This window comes from Thiomicrorhabdus marina, assembly GCF_017571465.1.
Classification (GTDB): domain Bacteria; phylum Pseudomonadota; class Gammaproteobacteria; order Thiomicrospirales; family Thiomicrospiraceae; genus Thiomicrorhabdus; species Thiomicrorhabdus marina.
The window spans coordinates 13,402-34,845 of sequence record NZ_JAGETV010000025.1 but is presented as its reverse complement, the minus strand read 5'-3'; the positions used below and the strand labels follow the sequence as shown (position 1 = coordinate 34,845).

At 46.1% G+C, this 21,444-nt stretch carries 23 protein-coding genes; 12 read left to right on the top strand and 11 right to left on the bottom strand.

From position 1 onward, the window contains the following. On the top strand, window positions 1-462 hold a 462-nt coding region (locus J3998_RS10970; RefSeq protein ID WP_208150714.1), incomplete at its 5' end, for a hypothetical protein. A 62-nt stretch (window positions 463-524) separates the two neighbouring features. On the opposite strand, the gene J3998_RS10965 is transcribed toward J3998_RS10970, so the two are convergent. Next, window positions 525-941: a hypothetical protein gene (locus J3998_RS10965; protein ID WP_208150713.1), complete on the bottom strand. Its 417-nt coding sequence runs from the start codon at window positions 939-941 to the stop codon at window positions 525-527. A 155-nt stretch (window positions 942-1,096) separates the two neighbouring features. Here J3998_RS10965 and J3998_RS10960 point away from each other — a divergent pair, with 155 nt between their 5' ends. Further along, window positions 1,097-1,615 (top strand): adenine phosphoribosyltransferase, encoded by a 519-nt coding sequence (locus J3998_RS10960; protein WP_208150712.1) that lies wholly within the window; start codon window positions 1,097-1,099, stop codon window positions 1,613-1,615. Between the two features lie 67 nt (window positions 1,616-1,682). Here J3998_RS10960 and argH read toward each other — a convergent pair whose 3' ends face one another. Both argH and J3998_RS10950 read right to left on the bottom strand, forming a co-directional pair. Further along, on the bottom strand, window positions 1,683-3,074 hold the full coding sequence (gene argH, locus J3998_RS10955; RefSeq protein WP_208150711.1) for an argininosuccinate lyase: 1,392 nt from the start codon (window positions 3,072-3,074) through the stop codon (window positions 1,683-1,685). A 40-nt stretch (window positions 3,075-3,114) separates the two neighbouring features. Continuing rightward, entirely contained in the window at window positions 3,115-3,663 is a 549-nt protein-coding gene (locus J3998_RS10950; protein WP_208150710.1) for a thioredoxin family protein, read from the bottom strand. A gap of 151 nt (window positions 3,664-3,814) precedes the next feature. Here J3998_RS10950 and hemC point away from each other — a divergent pair, with 151 nt between their 5' ends. The 4 genes from hemC to J3998_RS10930 all read left to right on the top strand — a co-directional run bounded on the left by hemC (window position 3,815) and on the right by J3998_RS10930 (window position 8,281). Next, window positions 3,815-4,759 (top strand): hydroxymethylbilane synthase, encoded by a 945-nt coding sequence (hemC, locus tag J3998_RS10945; protein ID WP_208150709.1) that lies wholly within the window; start codon window positions 3,815-3,817, stop codon window positions 4,757-4,759. Window positions 4,760-4,820: 61 nt separating this feature from the next. Next, the gene (locus J3998_RS10940) at window positions 4,821-5,594 is read left to right on the top strand and encodes a uroporphyrinogen-III synthase (RefSeq protein ID WP_208150708.1); all 774 of its coding nucleotides are present in this window, start codon (window positions 4,821-4,823) and stop codon (window positions 5,592-5,594) included. Window positions 5,595-5,683: 89 nt separating this feature from the next. Next, on the top strand, window positions 5,684-7,084 hold the full coding sequence (locus tag J3998_RS10935; protein WP_208150707.1) for a hypothetical protein: 1,401 nt from the start codon (window positions 5,684-5,686) through the stop codon (window positions 7,082-7,084). Window positions 7,085-7,093: 9 nt separating this feature from the next. Next, complete coding sequence (locus tag J3998_RS10930; RefSeq protein ID WP_208150706.1) at window positions 7,094-8,281, top strand: heme biosynthesis HemY N-terminal domain-containing protein; 1,188 nt, start codon at window positions 7,094-7,096, stop codon at window positions 8,279-8,281. A gap of 9 nt (window positions 8,282-8,290) precedes the next feature. Here the strand turns inward: J3998_RS10930 and J3998_RS10925 are convergent, their stop codons facing one another. From J3998_RS10925 to xthA, 4 genes are all read right to left on the bottom strand, one after another. Further along, complete coding sequence (locus J3998_RS10925) at window positions 8,291-8,680, bottom strand: PilZ domain-containing protein (protein WP_208150705.1); 390 nt, start codon at window positions 8,678-8,680, stop codon at window positions 8,291-8,293. A 135-nt stretch (window positions 8,681-8,815) separates the two neighbouring features. After that, window positions 8,816-9,850 carry a phospholipase A gene (locus tag J3998_RS10920; protein WP_208150704.1) on the bottom strand — a complete coding sequence of 345 codons (1,035 nt, stop codon included), beginning with the start codon at window positions 9,848-9,850 and terminating at the stop codon, window positions 8,816-8,818. A gap of 36 nt (window positions 9,851-9,886) precedes the next feature. Next, window positions 9,887-10,561 (bottom strand): NAD(P)H-flavin reductase, encoded by a 675-nt coding sequence (locus tag J3998_RS10915; protein ID WP_208150703.1) that lies wholly within the window; start codon window positions 10,559-10,561, stop codon window positions 9,887-9,889. Between the two features lie 24 nt (window positions 10,562-10,585). Continuing rightward, a complete protein-coding gene (gene xthA / locus J3998_RS10910; RefSeq protein ID WP_208150702.1) occupies window positions 10,586-11,407 on the bottom strand; it encodes an exodeoxyribonuclease III in 822 nt (273 codons plus the stop codon). Window positions 11,408-11,642: 235 nt separating this feature from the next. Here xthA and J3998_RS10905 point away from each other — a divergent pair, with 235 nt between their 5' ends. Then, window positions 11,643-12,068: a rhodanese-like domain-containing protein gene (locus J3998_RS10905; RefSeq protein WP_208150701.1), complete on the top strand. Its 426-nt coding sequence runs from the start codon at window positions 11,643-11,645 to the stop codon at window positions 12,066-12,068. Window positions 12,069-12,213: 145 nt separating this feature from the next. Further along, the gene (gene purU, locus J3998_RS10900; protein ID WP_208150700.1) at window positions 12,214-13,071 is read left to right on the top strand and encodes a formyltetrahydrofolate deformylase; all 858 of its coding nucleotides are present in this window, start codon (window positions 12,214-12,216) and stop codon (window positions 13,069-13,071) included. Window positions 13,072-13,078: 7 nt separating this feature from the next. Here the strand turns inward: purU and J3998_RS10895 are convergent, their stop codons facing one another. Together J3998_RS10895 and msrB are read right to left on the bottom strand one after the other, a co-directional pair. Then, a complete protein-coding gene (locus J3998_RS10895) occupies window positions 13,079-15,217 on the bottom strand; it encodes a tRNA(Met) cytidine acetyltransferase TmcA domain-containing protein (RefSeq protein ID WP_208150699.1) in 2,139 nt (712 codons plus the stop codon). Between the two features lie 8 nt (window positions 15,218-15,225). Then, window positions 15,226-15,627, bottom strand: coding sequence for a peptide-methionine (R)-S-oxide reductase MsrB (gene msrB / locus J3998_RS10890; RefSeq protein ID WP_208150698.1), 402 nt, complete (start codon window positions 15,625-15,627; stop codon window positions 15,226-15,228). A 68-nt stretch (window positions 15,628-15,695) separates the two neighbouring features. On the opposite strand from msrB, the gene mnmC reads away from it, so the two are divergent. Both mnmC and J3998_RS10880 read left to right on the top strand, forming a co-directional pair. Next, window positions 15,696-17,693: a bifunctional tRNA (5-methylaminomethyl-2-thiouridine)(34)-methyltransferase MnmC2/FAD-dependent 5-carboxymethylaminomethyl-2-thiouridine(34) oxidoreductase MnmC1 gene (mnmC, locus tag J3998_RS10885; RefSeq protein WP_208150697.1), complete on the top strand. Its 1,998-nt coding sequence runs from the start codon at window positions 15,696-15,698 to the stop codon at window positions 17,691-17,693. A gap of 66 nt (window positions 17,694-17,759) precedes the next feature. Next, window positions 17,760-17,993 (top strand): hypothetical protein, encoded by a 234-nt coding sequence (locus J3998_RS10880; protein ID WP_208150696.1) that lies wholly within the window; start codon window positions 17,760-17,762, stop codon window positions 17,991-17,993. A gap of 4 nt (window positions 17,994-17,997) precedes the next feature. Here J3998_RS10880 and thiD read toward each other — a convergent pair whose 3' ends face one another. Next, window positions 17,998-18,879 (bottom strand): bifunctional hydroxymethylpyrimidine kinase/phosphomethylpyrimidine kinase, encoded by an 882-nt coding sequence (thiD, locus tag J3998_RS10875; protein ID WP_208150695.1) that lies wholly within the window; start codon window positions 18,877-18,879, stop codon window positions 17,998-18,000. A gap of 98 nt (window positions 18,880-18,977) precedes the next feature. On the opposite strand from thiD, the gene J3998_RS10870 reads away from it, so the two are divergent. Both J3998_RS10870 and J3998_RS10865 read left to right on the top strand, forming a co-directional pair. After that, the gene (locus J3998_RS10870) at window positions 18,978-19,724 is read left to right on the top strand and encodes a competence/damage-inducible protein A (protein WP_208150694.1); all 747 of its coding nucleotides are present in this window, start codon (window positions 18,978-18,980) and stop codon (window positions 19,722-19,724) included. After that, window positions 19,724-20,920 (top strand): BaiN/RdsA family NAD(P)/FAD-dependent oxidoreductase, encoded by a 1,197-nt coding sequence (locus tag J3998_RS10865; protein ID WP_208150693.1) that lies wholly within the window; start codon window positions 19,724-19,726, stop codon window positions 20,918-20,920. The genes J3998_RS10870 and J3998_RS10865 overlap by 1 nt, the downstream gene beginning before the upstream one ends. Window positions 20,921-21,013: 93 nt before the next feature. Here J3998_RS10865 and rnk read toward each other — a convergent pair whose 3' ends face one another. After that, window positions 21,014-21,427, bottom strand: a complete 414-nt coding sequence (gene rnk / locus J3998_RS10860) for a nucleoside diphosphate kinase regulator (protein WP_208150692.1) — start codon at window positions 21,425-21,427, stop codon at window positions 21,014-21,016. Between the last annotated feature and the right edge of the window lie 17 nt (window positions 21,428-21,444).

Genomic DNA, 21,444 nt, shown 5'->3' with positions numbered 1-21,444 from the left:
TTGCCGACTGATACAGAAAATCTGGATGAAGGCTTAAATGCTGTGACGACAGATGTGGATGATTTGCTACAGGGTGAACAAGACCTAAATGGCGTCTTGGGTAGCTTATTAGGCGGCGAACCAGATGAAACGATCACTGCGGGCTCAGTTGACCAAGTCGTTGACGGTGCAACCGATGTCGTGGATCAGCTAACAGCAGGTCTTGGTTTACCAACCGATTCAGAGCTTTTAGATGATGGTGTTAATGCATTGACTTCGGATGTTGATGACCTGTTAAGTGATCCATCAAATTTAGGCCAGACTGTTACCGATCTTCTTGGAGATAACGGTTCTGTAGATCAAGTGATTAATGGCGCGACGGATGTTGTAACTGATATTACAGGTATTGAATTGGCGCAGTTAGATGCTACGTTAGATACTGTGACAACAGAGGTAAATAATTTGGTTAACTCGTTAATTTAACCGATTACTCTTCGGACTTAAGAGCCCGTCTTTTATGGCGGGTTTTTTTATGTCCAGAAAATTTAGCCGGCTTTCTTAATTTGTGCCATTTGTGCGAGCTTCATTAACCAAAGATTTAATTTTGGCGTTTGTGTATTTTGGTTATTAATGACTTCTTGTAGGGTATATTCCGGCAAAGGCGTACCTAGAACGGCGCAAGTGGTTTTTATTAAGAAAACCATTTCATGAATGCTGTAACGATTGTTGATTTTAAGGTAGCTCAATTTAGCGATAATTGCTGCTTGTAGTGCAGCAGGCCAATCTGAAGCATTGACTCGATATTTAGTTAATAAGAATTTATCCGTTTCCCGATTTTCCCACAGTTGTAACATCTGAGCTAAAGACGTGGTAGTGAAAAGATGCATTACTAAGTCTCGTGAATTGCCGGGCAGGGCATCACGCAGACTAAATTCATAATTACTTTCATCATACAGGCTCATTTGTGACTCTCTGATTTTCAGATGTTAACAAAGCGGTTAGAATAGCTATAACCTTAAAAGTTTTTTATAGCTTAGCGGTTTTTACTTAATTATGGCAACTACGCCACGTAGAAAATTTGTCGATTTAACCGTTTCAACCGAATACAGAGATTTATATGTCACAGCATCCTTTAGCGCAGCATCTTGCTCAAGTTCCTGATTTTCCTAAGCCGGGTATTCTATTTAGTGATATTTCACCGCTACTTAAAAGTCATTTCACTGAAACAATAGATGCCATGAGCGGCTTGTTTAGTGCTGAGGAATGGGACAATATTGATTGTTTAGCAGGCATTGAATCCCGTGGTTTTATTTTTGCGGCGGCGTTGGCCTATAAGCACAATAAGGGATTTATTAAAGTGCGTAAGCCCGGCAAATTGCCAAATGTGCATGCCTCAATTGAATATGGTTTGGAGTATGGTAGCGATAAGTTAGAGATGCAAAAAGGTGATGGGAGCCGAGTGGTATTATTGGACGATTTGATTGCTACTGGCGGCTCAATGGGTGCGGCTGCGGAGCTTTGCGAACAGGTTGGTTATAAAGTTACCGGCATGGCTTGCTTAATTGATTTGAAAGCGCTGAACAGCTTCGTCTATAAAGATATGACAGTGCGTTCGGTAATTCAGTTTCACGATTGATAGAACCACTGAGCAGTACAACAAAAACCCGCTGATAAGCGGGTTTTGTCGTTATGGCGCTGGCGAATTACGCTAGGTATTCTTTCGCTCGCGTTACTGCAGCGCGCACTTGATCTGGCGCAGTGCCGCCAAAATGATTACGTGCCGCGACCGAACCTTCTAGAGTCAGGACTTCATACACATCATCGGTAATTTGGTCACAGAAACCTTGCAGAGTTTCTAGCGACATTTCCGATAGGTCTTGGCCGGTTTTAATGCCGTGTGCTACTGCTAGGCCCACCACTTCGTGCGAGTCACGGAAAGCTAGGCCTTTACCCACCAGATAATCAGCCAAATCAGTTGCGGTCGAGAAGCCACGTTTTGCTGCTTCGTAAGTCATTTCTTTCTTAACAATCATCGCAGGAACCATATCCGCAAAGGCGCGCAGGCTACCTTTAACGGTATCAACCGTATCAAATAGCGGCTCTTTGTCTTCTTGGTTGTCTTTGTTGTATGCCAACGGTTGAGATTTCATTAACGTTAACAGGCTCATTAAGTGGCCGTAAACACGTCCGGTTTTCCCGCGCACTAGCTCTGGCACATCCGGGTTTTTCTTTTGCGGCATGATGGATGAACCGGTACAGAAACGATCCGGTAGGTCAATGAACTGGAACTGCGCCGAAGACCAAAGAACCAGCTCTTCGGAGAAACGTGACAAGTGCATCATCAAAGTTGCAGCAAAATGGGTGAACTCAATAGCGAAATCACGGTCAGACACGCCGTCCAGAGAGTTTTCTGAAACACGTTCAAAGCCAAGCAACTCAGCGGTGAAGTGACGGTCAATCGGGTAGGTGGTTCCTGCTAGGGCAGCAGAGCCTAACGGCAATGTATTTGCGCGTTTACGGCAGTCGACTAGACGTTCAACATCACGCTTAATCATCTCGAACCATGCCAGCATATGATGACCGAAAGTAACCGGTTGAGCGGTTTGCAGGTGCGTAAAGCCCGGCATAATCGTATCCGCTTCGCGTTCTGCCAACATTACTAAACCTTCTTGAAGGCGCTTAAGTTCCGGCAGAATTGCATCAATTTCATCGCGAATGTATAGACGGATATCGGTAGCAACTTGGTCATTACGAGAGCGCCCAGTGTGCAGTTTCTTACCGGTAATGCCAATCAAGTCGGTCAAGCGCGCTTCGATATTCATATGAATATCTTCCTGCTTAATCGACCAACTGAAATCGCCAGCTTCAATCTCCGCTTGTACTTGGTTAAGACCTTGTTTGATATCTGCTAGCTCTTGCTCGTTTAGGATGCCGACTTTATTCAGCATGGTCGCATGAGCGATAGAGCCTTGAATATCTTGTTTGTACATGCGTTTGTCGAACATAATTGAAGCGGTGAAGGCTTCAACAAACGCATCGGTCGACTCGCTGAAGCGAGCGCTGGAAAGTTTTTCTTGGTTGTGTTGGTTGCTCATAATTCTCTCAAATAAAGCGTAAATTCTTAGGGAAACAAAGTTAACGCGCTTGTTGTTGCTCCAGCAATTCCGGTGTTGCCGGAATGCGTTTGGTTAGCCCCATATTGGCATAGGCCTGATTTATTCTGACATGCACCAAGCTAGCGAACAGGCCGACTTCGGAAATGCCAATAATGCGGTCAGCGACTTCTTTACCGTTACCATCAAAAAACACCACGGTTGGGGTTAAATCGGCATTAATTTGATATGCCCATTTGCTCTTTTTGATTGGGTTTCCGTGCCAATCGGGAATCGGTTCCGGCTCATCTATGCCAACGTTGCGTAGGAATACAACTTTGCCTTCATACATGCCATTTATCGACATAGGGTGGAGTACGTGTTCTTTTAACACTTCGCAGTATTCGCACCATTCTGCGCTGAAAATCAATAAAATCGGCAGCTGTTTTGTTTTGGCTTCAGCTCCGAGTGTTTGCAGATTTTGTAATTCTGCTAACGAGTGTTTATTGCCAGCCAGCACAGAATTATCGCAAGCTGTTTGCAATAACAAGACGCTGAGCAGAGTCATTCGAGTTATGAACGTCAATAACATCCCGCTCTCCTCCTCTTTGTGGCTCGCGCGTTGTTCTTGTTCACCTAATTGGTGTAGTATGTAGCCGCTATTTTATCGAAATCCCTATTAGGATTTCAGTAAAATGCCCGCGAGTTTTACTGATACAAGAATAGGCTAACTGGATACAAGCATGAGAGATACCCTACGAATCGCAACCCGTAAAAGCCCTTTGGCAATGTGGCAGGCAGAATTTGTTAAAGCAGAATTGGAAAAAGCGCACCCGAATCTTAAGGTTGAGTTGCTGCCTATGTCGACTAAGGGAGATAAGATTTTGGATGTCCCTCTGGCAAAAATCGGTGGTAAAGGCCTATTTACCAAAGAATTAGAAGACCGCATGATTGCCGGTGAAGCCGACATTGCAGTACACTCAATGAAAGATGTGCCGATGGAATTGCCGGAAGGTTTTGCTCTTGGTGCGATCCTAGAACGTCATACACCGACCGATGCGTTTGTTTCCAATAAATACAATTCTTTCCGAGAGCTTCCGAAGGGGGCAGTGCTAGGAACTTCGAGCCTACGTCGTAAAGCGCAATTGATGGCTAAACGTCCGGATTTAGACGTGCGCGATTTGCGCGGTAATGTCGGTACGCGTCTAGGTAAGCTAGATGCAGATGAATATGATGCGATTGTATTGGCTACGTCTGGTCTACAGCGCCTTGAACTGGACGAACGCATTCGCCATGAATTGACACCGGAAGACTGCCTTCCGGCAGTCACGCAAGGTACGCTTGGCATTGAGTATTTCGCCAAAGATAAAGAAGTGCTAGAAATCATCTCGGTGTTGAACCACAAGCCGACCGAAATTCGTACGATTGCTGAGCGTGCAATGAACCACCGTCTAGAAGGTGGTTGTCAGGTGCCAATCGGTGTTTATGCCGAGCTGCTTGGCAATGAACAAATCAAAGTTCGTGGGCTAGTCGCCAGTCTGGACGGTAGCGTGATTATCCGCAATCAAGTCATTGGACCGCAGTCGCAAGCAGCCTCACTTGGTCGTGTTCTTGGCGAAGCTTTGCTTGAGCAAGGTGCTAAAGCCATTCTTGATGAAGTCTACGCTTCGGATTTAAATAAAGGGTAAAACCTTGAATTGCGTCTGCCGATTTCAGGTGGGCGCAAAGACTTTCTGAAAAGGTTGTCGCATGTCACAACTTTCCGATCTTACTCTACTTAATACTCGACCTGCCAATCAAGCAAGCGCTCTTAGCCGACTTTTAAATGATAATGGCATTAAGGTTATCGAATGCCCGACCATCCAAGTTCAGCTCCTTGATAAGCCAGAGTTAAAATCGCCCATTGCGGATTATGACATTCTGGTTTTTACTAGCGTCAATTCATTGCGTGGCTGGCAGCAATATGTTCAGTGTGAAATTACAGCTCCGCAAAGAGTGATTGCGATTGGGAAGGCAACCGCACAGTTCGGACAAAAAATCGGCTTGCCGATTGAAACGCTTTCCGAACAAAACTTTGATAGCGAAAGCTTATTGGCACACCCTTCTATGCAGAATTTGTCCGATAAGAAAATCCTTTTAGTGAAAGGAGAAGGCGGTCGCGATAAATTACTGAAAACGTTCTCTGAACGTGGTGCACTGGTTGATGAATTACATATTTATCGACGTCTGCCAGCGGATTTCTGCGAGCAGAGTTGGCAGGCTTTTACGCTCAGTCCTCACCCTGTTTTACTGATTAGCAGTTATGACGGTTTTCTAGCGTTAATGGAAATGCTTAGCAAGGTAAGCAATCGTTATGAAACATTCGATGACAGCGTTTGGCTGTTTTTGGAAACAGCCATCGTATTTAGCCAGCGTATCGCCGATAAAATGCATAAAGCAGGTTGGCAACAGCCAATTCAAGTGATGCAAACGCAGAGTGATCAAGGTGTATTGTCTGCTTTGCAACAGCATATAGGGCGTTAATTAAGTTACGCAAATTGCTTAGACTTCTCTACAATAATAAGATTCAATGTTACGTTTACTGCCCCCCTCATCTTCTGGAGTGAAAACTTATGTCGAATAAAAACCATACTTCTGCGGCCAATGAAGAAGTGCTTGAAGCGGAGGTTATTTCGGAATCAATCGACGATAAAATCAAGCGCGGTACCGCTTATTCGCACAGTAAAGAGCCTAAGCCATCGGCACTGGACGAGATGAAACAAGGTGCAGTAATCGATCAAGACGCAGACGTTAAGCAAGAAAAAGACAGTGCGAATAAAAACATGAAATCCAAAGGACGAGGTCGTTTTGCTGTTATGTTCGATCACTTGAAGAAGAGAGTGCTAAGCAGTGCCTTTGCCTTACTAGTGATTGGCGCCTTACTGTATCTATTTGCTCAGCAACAGTGGATGCAGAATCGTTTCGTCAATATCGACCAAGATTTGCAGACATTGGATAAGAAGACCGTCGCTGCAACCAATCAAGCCAAAACCGCGCAGGGTGGTGTTGAAGCGATTCAGAGCAGTGATTTTGCAACGCAGATTGCTCAGCAACAAGAGACATTGCAAAGTTTGCAACAACAACTGCAAAGTGTTGGTGAGCAGCCGTCTGCAGTTAGTCCTGAACAGTTAACTGAACTTGAGCAAAAACTGTCGCAACAGATCCAGCAGGCTAAGCAAGCTGCACCGATGGTGAGTAACGTCGGTGATTCGCAGGGACTACAAGCATTGCAAGACAAGCTCTCCGAACAGATTCAGCAGTTACAGCAAGCGCAGCAGCAATTAGCCGAACAGGTTCGGCAGGCGGATAAAGCGGAAGGTGTTTCACCGGCGCAATTGACTCTGGTGGAGCTGAAACAGTGGGCGGTTAAGATTAATGCACAGTGGTTATTACAAGCGCCTAGCGAACAGGTTCAGCAGCAGTTACAAGCCTTCAAACAAGCGACCGCTTTGCTTCCTCAACAATTAGCCTATTCAATAACGTTGTTGATAGAGCAGGATTTAGCACAGTTGTCGCAACGTCAGACTCAGATGGCGCAAGCGGCCGTGCCGGATTTATCGGTGTTACGCCAGCTCGTGCAGAATTTACCTGAGCCAAAAGTCGAATATATTAAACCTCAGCAAGAGGGTGAGCAGAATCAAACGGTTTGGCAAGGGCTTTTAGATAAGCTTTCAGGATTGGTCAAAATCCAAAAGCGCGAGGCAGAAAGCGTCACTCAGGTAGAAGCTTTAATGTTGCACGAGGTGATTCAGCAACGCCTGTTTATGGAAATTGACCGCTTGGATTATGCGATGCAAATTTCTTCGCATTCTTTAATACAGGCGGCAATTACAAACTTGCAACAAATCAGTAAAGCGCAGGCGCCGGCAATTGCCGAGGAAATAAAGACCAAGTTACAGCCTTTTGCGCAACTGCACTATATCCAGCGTCAACCGCTGTTGATTACTAAAATCGCCGATGCGGCTCAGTCATAGGAGGTGGCAATGAAACTGATTGTTACCTGGACTTTAGCCTTATTGTTAACTACCGCATTAGCGACCTTGATGCTATATGACAACGGTATGGTTTCTATGGCTTGGGGTGACTGGATTATCGAAACCAGTCTGAGCTTCTTCATTGGCGGTTTTGTCGTGACTTTCTTCGCGGTTTATCTGTTCGTGAACTTGCTGATTAAGCTGTGGAGGTTGCCGAAATATTGGAAAAACCGCAGTCAGTTGCGTCGTTATTCAAAAGCACAAAACTCGATGACCGAGGGAATGATTGCTTTGGAATATGGTGAATGGCATAAAGCGGAACGTGCTTTGGTGCGCGGTGCGAAGCACAGTGAAACTGGCCTAATTAACTATTTGAGTGCAGCCAAGATGGCGCAGAACCAAAGTGCCTACGAGCGTCGTGACAAGTACTTGCAGCAAGCTAGAGACGCCTTCCCGGAAGAGTATATGTTAATTGGGTTGGTGGAAGCGCGATTATTGTTGGAAAACACGCCTTGGGAGGCTTTAGCGCTATTACAGGCTTTACACGAGCAAGAACCTAAGCATGAAACCGTCTTGGCAGAGTACTGTAAAGTTTTGGCTCAGCTGCAGCAGTGGAGTGAGCTGGAATTATTGATGCCGAAAATCAAGAGTACCAAAGCTTTGGTACGTGAAGAATTGTGGTCATTACAGCGTTCTATGTGGGCAGGAAAGCTTAGTCAGACTAAAAACGTAGATGAGCTTGATCAGCTTTGGCATCAGCTGGGTTCTAAAGAGCAGCAAGAACCGGTTATTTTGGCAGAATATATTGAGCAAAGAATCGGTTTTGGAGAAGAAGCGAATATTGCTGCGTTAATTGAAAAAACCTTAAAACGTCAATGGGATGATCGCCTCTGTCACCAATTTGGCCGTTTGACGCTAGGCCCCGCTTTTGATTTATTGAAGACAGCGGAGAAATGGTTGAAGAAACAACCTGAAAATCCGATATTACTGCTGACCTTGGGGCGTTTAGCGTGTCGTAGCCAAATGTGGGCGATGGGCAAAAGTTATCTCAAGCAGAGCTTGAAAATCCAACCTCAACTGGAAACGTTCCATGCTTTGGCACGCTGTTTTGAAGCGGAAGGGCAAGAATCCGAAGCTGCGTTAGTCTATAAACAGGCGATAGAGCAGCTTCAGGATAATAGGAAAGATCAAGCTTAGATTATTGTCTTAAGAAGCAAGTTCTGAATTTTGAAAACGGGCAAACTGCATAAAATATGACTGGTTAGGTTTCAAGGTGTTAATCACTTTGTCTAACCATTCATGAAATTTTTCTGTAAAGTTTTTTAAGATGCCGCCAAATTGCTGGAATTCTTTGTCGGTATTTTTCAAACTTCTTACTTCAAAGTCGAGTTTTATTACGCGGTCACTACCCATCTGTTTCGTGTCGATTTCTAAAGAGATTGTTTTCCCTTCTTTCAGAAAAGGCAAGCAGGCAGATATCCCAACCCCTTCTTTACTGACATCGATTAGTTTGCCGTGTACTTGAATGCCATCAAAGATGATGCAACAAGGAATATGCACGTTATGACGAACTGTGTTACGTTTTTCTGTCGACATATAACCTCCTTCAAATCCTTACAACTACTGTTGTAAATAATTTTAACTCCATGGAAGTTATAAGTAAATTTTCTTGGCCTTTATAAATAAAAGTATCTTTTTTTGTCGTTTAAAGTTTTTATTTTTGTGTAGTTTTTATATTCGGTCAACGAGTACAACACCTATTGCGAACTTCTGGCCGTAGTGTTGCATGTCAATTAAGCTGTCACCATAGCCATTAAAGTATTGGATATAGCCTTTAAAACGACGGTTAATCGGGCGTGTGAATTCAAGTTGAATCGAACCGTATGAGTTAATCTGATAGCGGTTACGCAAAGTCATAGCAAAAGTCCTGTCTTTCCATTTGTAAGCCGCTTCCAATTCGTAATCGCCAAGGTATTTTTGGTAATCGAAGCTGTTGTCGAATTCGTCCTGTTCATCGAAACGTTGCCAAGTTTTAAAGCTCAAATAGCTGTTTTTGTGTTGCAGTAAGCCTTGTACGAAAATGCGGTTCCAGCCACGAGAAAGCAGGCCGGTTTGCCCATTGGATTGATGATTGATGCCGAACATCATTTTATGGAGGTTGAAATCTAGCAAATCGATGTCGGCATCCCATTCGACCCACACTTCCGGCTCGTGATTGGTCTCACGGAAAGGGATTGAATCCGCGTCATCAAAGAATTGCCAAAAGGAGCGATTTGTATAGGCGGCATAGAAATCAAATTCTTTATCGAAGATTTTTAAGTCTTTGTAGAGGGGAAACTTAAAGCTGAGCTGAAATTGCAGTTCTTGGTTTTCAAAAGCTAAATCTTTGCCGGACTGTTCTTCAAATGGTTCCTTGTTGACCTGTGTAGTGTAATGGGCGAAAGCAGCGTAGTTGACTCGATGCGGAGTGATAACAAAGGGATTTTTTTCGGTAACTTCTTCGTTAAGGTTACGTTCAGTTAAAGGCTTGATGATATTCTGCGTTGCGCGACATTTATTACGGATTTCGCCGAGAGTCGTGTTGTCCGCTTCACTCAACAGGGCTTTTTCCAGGCAGGTGCTGTAACTTAGCTGTGAACTTGGAACGGAATTGCTGAGGACTTCTTCAGCTTGTGCGAATAGAGGTTGCGATAGAAATAAAAGGCCGACGGCGCTGAAGCTTACAGAAATCCAAGCTGGGAATTGAGCGGATAGAGAAGTTTTCATTGCCAGTACCTTTTTTACAGGCTCGATAGCCTTACATTAACTTACAAAGTGCTCGGCTTTTAAACCGGCATTGGCGAAGTCTTCTTTAGCCGTTTGTACCATTGGCCAAGGACCGCATAGATACACTTGGAATTTCTCCAGATTAGGGTGGTCGGCCAACACTGCTTGGTGAACCAGACCGGTTTTGCCGTTCCAGTTTTCCAAATCGTCGGAAATCACCGGAATATATTCGATATTCGGGTGTTTCTGGCTCAGGTCAATCATCTGCTGGTGCATATACAGATCAGACTGACAGCGCGCACCCCAATAAAAATGAATCGGCATTGCCGCGCCTTTACGCAGCATTGCTTCCAATAACGCTTTCATTGGTGCAAAACCGGTGCCGCCGGCAACAAAGATAGCCGGTAAGTGATTGTCGGCCAATTGCATCTGTTCGTTTGGGCCTTTAATCAACAACTGATCACCGGCTTCCAGTGCGAATAGTTTTTGCATCCATTCGCTCTGATCATGGTCGCGAATATGACACTCGATTAGACCGTCTTCGCGAGGCGCAGCAGCAATGGAAAACGGTTTCAATTCGTCTTCTTGGAAGCCGAGCATAATGTATTGCCCAGCATGATAAGGCATCGGCTGCTGCGGTTTTAAAATCAGGTTGATGATGGTCGGGTTATAAAATTCTTTATGAACCAAAGTTACGGTATGTAAGGACATGCCAGCTCTCTTAAATTTGTGTTTTTACAGGTCAAACTCGGTCCAAACCGGCGCGTGGTCAGATGGTTTTTCCATGCCACGCACGTCATAACCGATGTCGCTGCTAACGGCTTTAGCGTTCAGTGATGCAGTTGCTAAAACCGTGTCGATACGTAGGCCGCGACGTGGTTCACGGTCGAAACCTTTTGAGCGGTAATCGAACCAGCTAAAACGGTCGTCGACTTCCGGATGAATGGTACGGAAAGTATCAATCAGACCCCAATTACATAGTTCAGCCCACATTTCACGCTCTTCCGGTAAGAAACTGGTCTTACCGTCACGTAGCCAGCGTTTGCGGTTCGGCTCGCCGATACCGATATCCAAGTCGGTCGGCGAGATATTGAAGTCACCAATAACCGCTAGGTTCTGTTCCGGTGAACAGTCATCGTTCAGATAAGCCATTAGGTCGGCATAAAATTTCTGTTTGGCAGGGAATTTAACCGGATGTTCGCGGTTTTCACCTTGTGGGAAGTAACCGTTGATAACGCGAACTTCTTCGCCATTCGGCATCACGAAATCGCCGATAATCATACGTTTCTGGTCTTCTTCGGTATCGGTTTTCCAGCCTTTTTGCAGGTTCTTCAATTGAATGCCGTCGCGGTATAGTAAAGCGACACCGTAATGGGTTTTCTGCCCCATAAACTCGGCTTTAAAGCCCATTGCTTCAATCTCTTCAATCGGGAATTCGTGGTCCTGAACTTTTGTCTCTTGCAGGCCGATAATATCCGGCGCAATCTGTTCATTCAATGCCGCAAGTTGGTGAAGGCGCAGACGCACGCTATTGGTATTAAAAGAGACAATTTTCATAACTTTTCCAATGACTTAGATTAAAAATATTAGCTTTGTTTAATTTGCCGAGATTATAACGGAAATTGCTGTCGCATTGGGGGAAGTCGGGCTAGCCTGCGGATTTATCCAGAATTTGCCCGCGGCTATAGTGGTGCAAATTGCAGAAAATTAATTAGCAGGCACTGAAATTCTTGGGATAATTGAGTATTATTAGCTTTCAAGTAAACCCCTATTATAGATAAAGGACACGACGATGAGCAAAGGTTTGATGGATTACGTCCAAGCGGCGATGGCGGAAATCAAAAAGGTAGACGTTGAGCAAGCAAAAGGACTAATTGCTGATGGTTATAAGGTGCTAGATGTGCGCGAGCCGGGTGAATATTTAACCGCAGCGATTCCAGGTGCAATGAATGTTCCGCGTGGCGTTATCGAGCCGGCAGCAGACCTAAACTACCCGGGTGCGAATCCTGCGCTACGTGATGGCCGTGAAGACAACTGGCTAGTGGTTTGTAAGTCTGGTGGCCGTGCAGCCTTGGCAACGAAAACTCTGCAAGACATGGGTTTTAGTAATGTGGTTAATATGGTTGGCGGCATGGACGCTTGGGCTGAAGCAGGTGGTGCGACCGAAGCACCGTCTACTGAAAACTCAATGGTTGTGCTAAAAGAGCCTTGTCTATAATTTAATTGCTAAGTAAACACTAAATTGCTAACCCCTTAAGCGGCTGTTTTGCCCTTGAGGGGTTTTTTATTGCTATAAACAAAGCAGACAAAGCACTTTTTGATATGATAAGCCGCAATCATTTTTTAGTTAAGAGAATACAGCTATGAGCCATGTTTATCGCTTGGTGATTTCTTGCCCCGATCAAGTCGGGATTGTTGCCAAAGTCGCCCAGTATATCGCCGACCAAGGTGGAACAATTATCGAAGCGAATCATCACACTGATGCGTCGAATAATTGGTTTTTTATGCGTCATGAGATCCTAGCGAGCTCTATTAGTGATGGCATGGAAGCTTTTAAAGAAGGCTTTAAAAAGGTGGCAGAGGCTTTCGAGATGCAGTGGTATATGTCTGACTCGGCTAAGCCGAAGAAGATTGCATTGTTTGCGTCGAAAGAGTCGCACTGTCTAGCAGATCTGTTGCACCGTTGGCACGAGAAAGAGCTTCCGGGTGAGGTGGTTTGTGTGATCGCTAACCACGATGATTTACGTTCGATGGCAGAATGGTATCAAGTGCCGTTCCATCATATTCCAGTGACGCCGGAGAGCAAGCCGCAAGCGTTTGCCGAGACTGAACAAATCGTTGAACAGTATGGTGCGGAAGTGATTGTGCTGGCGCGTTATATGCAAATTTTGCCGCCGCAGATGTGTAAAGACTACAGCGGCCAAGTGATTAATATTCATCACTCGTTCCTGCCGTCGTTTGTTGGCGCGCGCCCATATCACCAAGCCAGCGAGCGCGGAGTGAAACTCATCGGTGCGACCTGTCACTATGTCACCGAAGTGTTGGATGGCGGGCCGATTATCGAGCAGGATGTTATTCGTATCAGCCATGCACACAGCATCGACGATATGAAACGCCTTGGTCGTGATGTTGAGAAAACCGTGTTGTCACGCGGCGTTCGTTACCATCTTGAAGATCGCGTTCTGATTCACGGCAATAAGACGGTCGTTTTCGATAACTAATCGACAGTTATTTTTCTAATGCTTGGCAGAGCTGCTTTAGATGTTCTCTAAACGCTTGTTCTGCCTGCTTCTTACCGGTTAAATCGTACGATTTAGCTAATTCCTGCCAATCCATTTTTTTTAGCAGTTTATCGTTCAATAGATTCTGCACACCTTCCGATAATTGCATTTCGCAATGACTTAACCATAACTGACTGATAAATATCCCGCTGGTGGTAAAAGGTCGCTGTAAATTCAGATACTGCCGAGTGATTTTTAAGCAATCCTCATCCCTGATTAACTCCAGACTCTGCGGTTTTGCTTGCTGAATCAATGCCAACTGATCATTCGGTAATTGCTTGAGTTCATCGCTGAGTAGATAAGGCAGTTGCTGATAAAACTGCTGTGCGACTTGTTGCAGGCTTTCGGTGTTGTTGTTTAGTGCTTGATAGACCACTAGATTGTAACTGCCACTGGCTTTATCGCGTTTACAGCCGAGGTGCAGAGGTTGCATATTTTGGCGCAACCAAAAACGTATTAAGTCGTTACTTGCGCCGAAGCTACTGCTAATAAAATCGATTTGTTGCGAACGTGCACTATCTTGCCAAGCTTTTATGAGCTGGCTGCCAATTCCGACATTTTGCCATTCCGGTTCGATCGCAATGCGCATTAAACGCCAGCTTTGCAAGCTTAAGGCATCTTTGTAAGCATACTGGCGATTAAGGAGTTGCGGTACTAGATGACCGTGGATATTCGGGTTTTCCGCAAGCCATTCTGGACGTAAACCGCCTTCGCTTTGACTCAGCAGAACACCGACCACTTGTTCTTGATACAGCGCCACTAGCAGTTGGTTTGGTGCGTTCAATAACTGCTGTAGATCATTCGGGCTGGTTTGATAATGCGCCTTAACCAAGAGTGCAAACAGCTGAGGCAGATAGGCCATTCTTTCCGCGCCTTTGAGTGCGCGAATTTCAATTTCATTCAGATTTGGTTGTTCGTCGGTGATTCTGTTTTCAGCATCCAGTAACAACGAATGATTGATGGCTTGTTCTAGCGGGTCGTTTGCGTTCCAGCGTAATGGCTGCTTGAGATGCAGGCGTTTCCAATCCGGCGTCAGTTGATTCAATGTTTTAGTAAAGCGTAGTTCGAAACCTCGACCAGAGCCTTCATAGCCGTGCAGGGTCGTCGAAAATACCGTGCGATGGTAATTTTGTAGCAGTGAGGTTAACAGTGGCGTCGGGATTTGAGCGGCTTCGTCGATGAGTAACAGGTCGCAATCGATTTTGTTCAGTAGCAAAGCATCCGGCGCATAAAATTTAAGCAACTTAGTTTCATTCTGATATTTAAAGCTAATCTGATTTTTCTGAATATTCAGATGCTCGGTATCGTCTGAATTTTGCAACCATTGCTGCGCCACACTAAAAGCGCTGCGGGTCTGTTCCGGCAAACTGGCACTAATCGCGATATGTTGCTTGCCTTGTAATAGCGCTTGCACCGCTGCTAAGCCCAAAGCGGCACTTTTACCGCGACCACGGTCGGCACTTAACACTAACGGGCGTTTGCTGTGCCCAAAAGCCACCTTGAGAATCTTAGAAATGGCTCGGTTTTGCTCTGTTGTGGCCGCACCATTCGAAAAATGCTCTTGCTGTGCTTGCTCTGAAGCACTGAAATCTAAGGTGTTTTTTATCTGCCACTTTGTATCGCTTTGAGTCAGCCAAATGGCTTGCTCTTGCCAAACATTGGCTAGTTGTCGATAAAACCATGGTTCACAATCATGTGGTTGAACTGGCGAGTTTAAAAAACGTTGGTCGAGCGGGTTGGCTATTTCCGGCCAGTCTGGCGGCGCAATCACAAACAAGATACCGCCGGCTTGCAATAAGCCGCTGATAATACCAAGGCTATTGGCATGGATGCCGTGATTTAAGTCGAGCACAGCATGTTGATATTCCGAGCCGAGTTGGTGCTTGAGATTGCTGTGGTCTGCAAAGTGCCAAGCGCTGTCGGCATCGTCAAAAACAGGTACTAAAATCAGTGTTTTGTGCTGTTCGCATATCGGTTGAATCAAGCGCCAAGCCGCCCGCGCATCGCCTTGCAGAATGCAAAGTGTGCGATGACGATTAGCTTGCAGTTGGCGCTGTCGCTGTTGTAGCCACTCGAGGGTTTGCACGATGCGGATTAGACTTGCGGAATAAAATCGAGTGAGGCGCTATTAATGCAGTAACGCAAGCCGGTCGGCGCTGGGCCATCCGGGAAAACATGCCCGAGATGACTGTCGCAGTTGGCGCAACGCACTTCGGTGCGAAGCATACCGTGGGTTTTATCGACCAGCTCTTTGATGGCGCTGTCGTTAATCGGCTGGAAATAACTCGGCCATCCCGAGCCGGAATCGTATTTGGTTTGTGAGCTGAACAGCGGCGTACCACAACAGGCGCAAGTGTAGGTGCCGACTTCTTTATAATCCCAGTACTTTCCGGTAAAAGCGCGCTCGGTGCCGCCGCAACGACAGATTTGATACTGTTCCGAATCGAGTTTTTCCTGCCATTCTTGGTCGTTACTGTTATCAATTGGCTGATCCATTGTTTGCTCCTCCACAGCTGCTTTGCAGCCATTATAATAGTGCTATCCATTTTTAAGAAAACTTCCCGATGAAAAAAATTGCCCTACAGCCTGCGCAATTGCACTGGCAAGAAGAAGTGCCTTTTGCCAGTGAATTTGAAGATAGTTACTTCTCGCAACAGGATGGTCTGAATGAAACTCGCTATAACTTTCTGCAACATAACCAGTTGGCTGAACGTTTTGCCGAGCTGGCTGTGGAGAATAAAAGCGTCTTTCGTATTGCTGAGAGCGGTTTCGGTTCGGGATTGAATTTTTTGGCGGCGCTGCAATTGTGGCAGGAGCGATGGGGCGATAAAACGCCGAATGCCGAACTGCATTTTGTCTCTTTCGAGAAGTTCCCATTACGTTTTGCTGACTTGCAGCGCGTGCATCAGAGTTTTGCTGAAGTCAGTCAGCAGGCCGAACTGTTACAACAGATTTATCCACCATTGTTACCAGGCTGGCATGACCTGTATTTACCGGGATTGAAAGTGCGTTTAAGTCTATGGCTCGGTGATATCCAAGACGGTTTTAAAGAATGTGACCAAAACGCCAAGGTGGATGCATGGTTTTTGGATGGTTTTGCGCCGTCGAAAAACCCACAGATGTGGCAACCGGCGCTGTTTCAGAATATGGCTCGGCTCAGTCATCAAGATACCACTTTCGCGACGTTTACCGCGGCCGGAATTGTGCGCCGAGGTCTGAAAGAAGTTGGTTTTGAAGTCAAAAAAGACAAGGGCTTTGGTCGCAAGCGCGAGATGTGTTTTGGCAAGATGGCGCATCTACGCCCGCATAGTGACAAGACACCTTGGTTTAGTGTGCCTAAATTGCAATCAGAGCCAAAAACGGCAATTGTCGTTGGCGCCGGTATAGCAGGAGCGACCACCGCTTATGCTTTGGCGGAAAAGGGGATGCAAGTCACGGTTTTGGAACAAGCGGATGACATTGCCAGCCAGGCTTCCGGTAATCTCGCCGGTACCATGCATCCGCTTATCACTGCGGATTGGAATTTGCGTTCGCGTTGGTATTGGGCGGGGTATCAAACGGCTTTGCGTTGGTTAAAACCTTGGTTGGCAGAAGGCAAAGTTCAAGGCGATTTATCGGGTTTGATTCAGTTGGCACAAGCGGACGGCAAACTGCAAAAGCATTGGCAGCAAGCGTTTGAGCGTGTGGCAGTGCCAGAAACCGTTGCGCAATGGTTGGATGATACGGCTGTGCAGGAAAAGCTGGCGATGCAGAATTGTCCGGCCGGTCTGTTCTATCCAGACAGCGGTTGGATTTATCCGCGCAGCATTGTCGAGACTTGTTTAGCACATCAGAACGTTAAGGTACTTTGTCAAAACCAGGTCGAGTCTTGGCAATATCAGTCTGCTCAATGGCAAGTGCAAACCAATCAGCAACATTTCAGTGCTGATGTATTGGTTTTCGCCAGTGCCAGTTTGGATGCTGAAATTAATGCGCAACTGCAAACGCCGATGCGTCCGGTAAAAGGGCAGGTCAGTCATTTACGTGCCGAGCAGGTGCAAATGCCCTTGCCGATTGCGGTCACGCATGGCGGTTACGCTTCGCCAACCTCTTCGGGGCATTATGTTGCGGGTGCGACCTTTGAGGCGCCGGATATAGGCATTGAACTGTCCGATGCAGGGCATCAGCATAATATTGAGCAGGCGCAGAAAAACTTACCGAACTGGTTGCAGGACAATGCCGTACAAAAACAGGAGTTATCTGAAGGCAGAATTGCTTTTCGTCCGACCACGCCGGATCATTTACCGGTAGTCGGTGCCGTACCGGATTGGAATTATCTGAGTGAAAATTATCTTCAGAAATCGCATACCAAGGCGGTTTTCCAATATCCGCAGCAGCACTATCAGCCGCATTTGTATATTTCTAACGGGCATGGTGCGCGTGGCTTGATTTCGGTGTTTTTGGCGGCAGAAATTATTACTGCGCAGGTATTTAATCAGGCGTTACCTCTGGCGCAGTCGCTGTATTATGCTAGTCATCCGGCACGTTTCCAGATTCGTACTTGGCGCTCCGGAAAAGCATAGTTTGTCCATTTGGCACTTCTGGTATTATAGAGCGCATTAAAAACAAGATATAAAAGGTACTTAGCTATGATGAGACTGTTCGGCTTTATTAGTATTATTGTTTGGATCGTGATTTTCATCGCGCTGGCAATTATGTTCGACTGGTTTAATAGCCGTGAAGTGGCGCGTGATTCATTAGTGGCTGCGGAAGAGATTATTCAATACCTGGAACAGACCGGTGACGGCGCGCAGGGTGTGATGGAGTCGGTGTCTGATGGCGCCAAAGACGTGAAAGAAGGCGTTGAAAAAGCAGTCGAATAAGCGACTACTTGGCAAAGAAATGATGTAAGCCACCTCTGCGGTGGCTTTTTTCGTTTTTGGCCTCAGATAATGGTCGATAATGCGGCTGTCCCGTCGCACTTTGTAATAGCGCTTGATGCAGGTAATCTTTACTGGCGGCGACCGCTTGCTCTAGTGAATCACCCTGCGCGAGTTTGGTGGCAATTGCGGAAGAGAGTGTACAGCCGGTGCCGTGGCTGTGTTGCACTTGAATCCGCGGTTGCGCAAAACTGTGAACTTGCGGCTTGGATTGTAGTTCGGTAAACAGATAATCGATTGCTTGGTCACCGCATCCGTGCCCGCCTTTTAACAGGATATTGTCGCATTTAAGCTGTTGAAGTGCCTTGGCAATGGCCATGAACTCTTGTTGTGACAATAGATCGTTTAACTCAATCTCAATGTCGTTTTGCGCTAACAGAAATTCCGCTTCGGGAATATTTGGAGTCAGTACGGTGACTCGTGGAACTACTTTTTCCAGCAAAACCGCTATCGCATCATTCTGCAAAAGTGTTTTGCCGCTGGAGCTAATCAACACCGGATCTAGAACAATGGGTGTATTGACTGGAATTTGTTGCAGAATACCGCTTAGTTGTTCGACTTTATCAGCATTGCCGAGCATGCCGATTTTCAGCACATCGATTTGGTAATCGGCTAATAAGGCATCGACTTGTGCAGCAAAGACGTTTGGGTCAACCTGATATACCGCCTGCACGCCTTGAGAGTTCTGTGCCGTCAAAGCCGTAGCGACACTCAGCGCATAACCGCCCAGAGCATGAATGGTTTTACAGTCGGCTTGGACTCCTGCTCCGCCACTCGGGTCAGAGCCAGCTAGGGTCAATATGGTTGCTAGGGTCTTTTGATGGTTCATAATTCGTTTCTGCCACAGCCAAAAATTAACCTTCTCAGATGCTTTATAATAAAGGGCTTATTATTGCATAGCGCTCACTATCCTTCTGGAGACATTTTATGCCCGCGATTGGCTTGATTATTATTGGTGATGAAATCCTGTCTGGAAAACGTCAAGACCGTCATCTGGCAAATGCCAACGCCTTGCTGCAACCACGAGGTTTGGCGATTAGTTGGGTGCAGATTTTGGGTGATGAACCGCAACGATTGCAAGAAACCTTACGTCGCAGTTTTGCCAGTGGCGATATTGTGTTCTGTTTTGGCGGCATCGGCGCGACACCGGATGATCGCACTCGCCAATGTGCGGCAGCGGCATTGGATTTGCCGATTGAGCGTCATCCTGAAGCGGTCAAAGAGATTGAAGCGCAGTTTGGCGAAGACGCTTATCCGCAACGTGTGCGCATGGCTGAATATCCGCAGGGTGCAGATATTATTCCGAACAGTTTTAATCGTGTGCCGGGCTTTTCGATTAAACAACACCATTTTATGCCGGGCTTTCCGATGATGGCGCAGCCGATGATGGAATGGGTTTTGGATAATTGCTATCAGTCTCTGTTTACCGAACGAAAGGTTGAACATGCGGTACTGATTATGGATGGGCAGGAGTCGGAATGGATCGAGTTTATGGAAAAATTCGAGCCGAATTTCCCGAGCTTACGCCTTTTTAGTCTGCCGAAAATTGACGACGACGGACGCCGTTTTATTGAGCTTGGCGTAGAAGGCCAAGCGGCCGAAGCGGAATGCGGCATGCTCGAAATCAAAGCGGAAATCGAACGCCGCAATATGCAATGGGAGCCGCTCTACTAATGAGTCAGCAACAAGCAAGTCTTCAACTCGATTGGGATGTCATTATTATCGGCGCGGGAGCGGCTGGGTTGATGTGCGCGGCGACGGCCGGTTATCAAGGACTGTCGGTTTTAGTGATTGACCATGCGCCGAAAGCGGCGGCGAAAATTCGCATTTCCGGCGGCGGTAAATGCAATTTCACCAATCTCGATGTCAGCGCTAAAAACTATATCTGCCGGAACCCGCATTTTGTCAAAAGCGCACTGTCGCGTTATCCGAGCAACGCCTTTATCGAATTGGTTGAACGCCACGGGCTTGCTTATGAACAACGCGAGCTCGGCAAGCTGTTTTGTTCCGAACGCGCGTCAGATTTAATTCAGATTCTCCGCACCGAATGTGATTGGGCACAGGTTGAATTTTCACTGAAAACCTCGGTCGATAAGCTTCGTTATGTGGATGAGCGCTATCAATTACAAACCTCGGGTGGCAAGTTCAACGCCAATAAATTAGTGATTGCCACCGGTGCTTTATCGTTCCCGAAACTGAAAGCTACCGGCTTTGGGTATGAGATCGCCAAGCAGTTTGGTCTAAAGGTGCTGCCAACTCGTCCGGGCTTGGTGCCACTAAATTTTAAAGGCAAGTGGCTAGAGCGCATCGCTGAATTATCCGGTTTATCGTTAGATGTTGCGGTCAGCGCCGGAGGAATGCGTTTTCAAGAAGCGATGTTGTTTACTCATCAAGGCTTAAGCGGGCCGGGGATTTTGCAAGCATCCAATTATTGGACGGAAGGTGAACCGATAGAGATTCATCTAATGCCGCAAGTGAGTGTTTTGGATGAATTAAAACGACTGCGCAAACAGGCTGGAAATCTGAACAAATGGCTGAGCAGCTTCTGGCCGAAACGCTTTGTGCAGTTCTGGCAGCAATTGCATCCGGCACCGGAGGATATTGCCAATGCCAGTGACGAAGTGTTGGAAGCTTATGCAAGACAGATTTGTGAATGGCGACTCTATCCTGCGGAAACCGGCGGTTACGGCAAAGCCGAAGTGACGCTTGGTGGTGTTGATACCGATGAAGTCTCTTCCAAAACCTTTGAAGCCAAAAAACAGCCGGGATTATATTTTATCGGTGAAGTGCTTGATGTTACTGGCTGGTTGGGAGGTTATAACTTTCAGTTTGCTTGGGCCTCTGCGGTGGCTTGCGGTTTAGCTCTTTAATTTTGTGAAAAAACAATAAAGTTTGTCTCTTCACAATTTTTGCATAAGAACCCGTTCTACGAGACTGGATAAATTTCTTACAGCGGAGTATTTTTATAATTGATAGTCGCCTGATCTTTCAGGTTGGTAGGTGACCGCAGTAATTTTAACATTTAGAGTGCCGCCGCCTGGTTTTGGCCATTCAATTGAATCACCTATAGAAAGACCTAATAAAGCGCTACCGACAGGAGCAAGAATGGATATGGTTTTGCCGTCGGCATTCATGTTTTGAGGATAAACTAAAGTCAGTTCAAATTCTTTGTTAGTCGATTCGATAACAAATTGAACTGTTGAGTTCATTGTGACGACATTTGGAGGCATGTCTTTTGGTTTGACTATTTTTGCACGACTTAGTTCTTCTTCTAGATCATCGAGACCGGCGATGCTATTTTTCGGCAAAGAGTCAAGTAAGGAGTAGAGTCTATCTAAGTCTACTGATGATACAGTTATTTCTGGCCTGCTTTTCATTTTCTTCTCACTAGCAA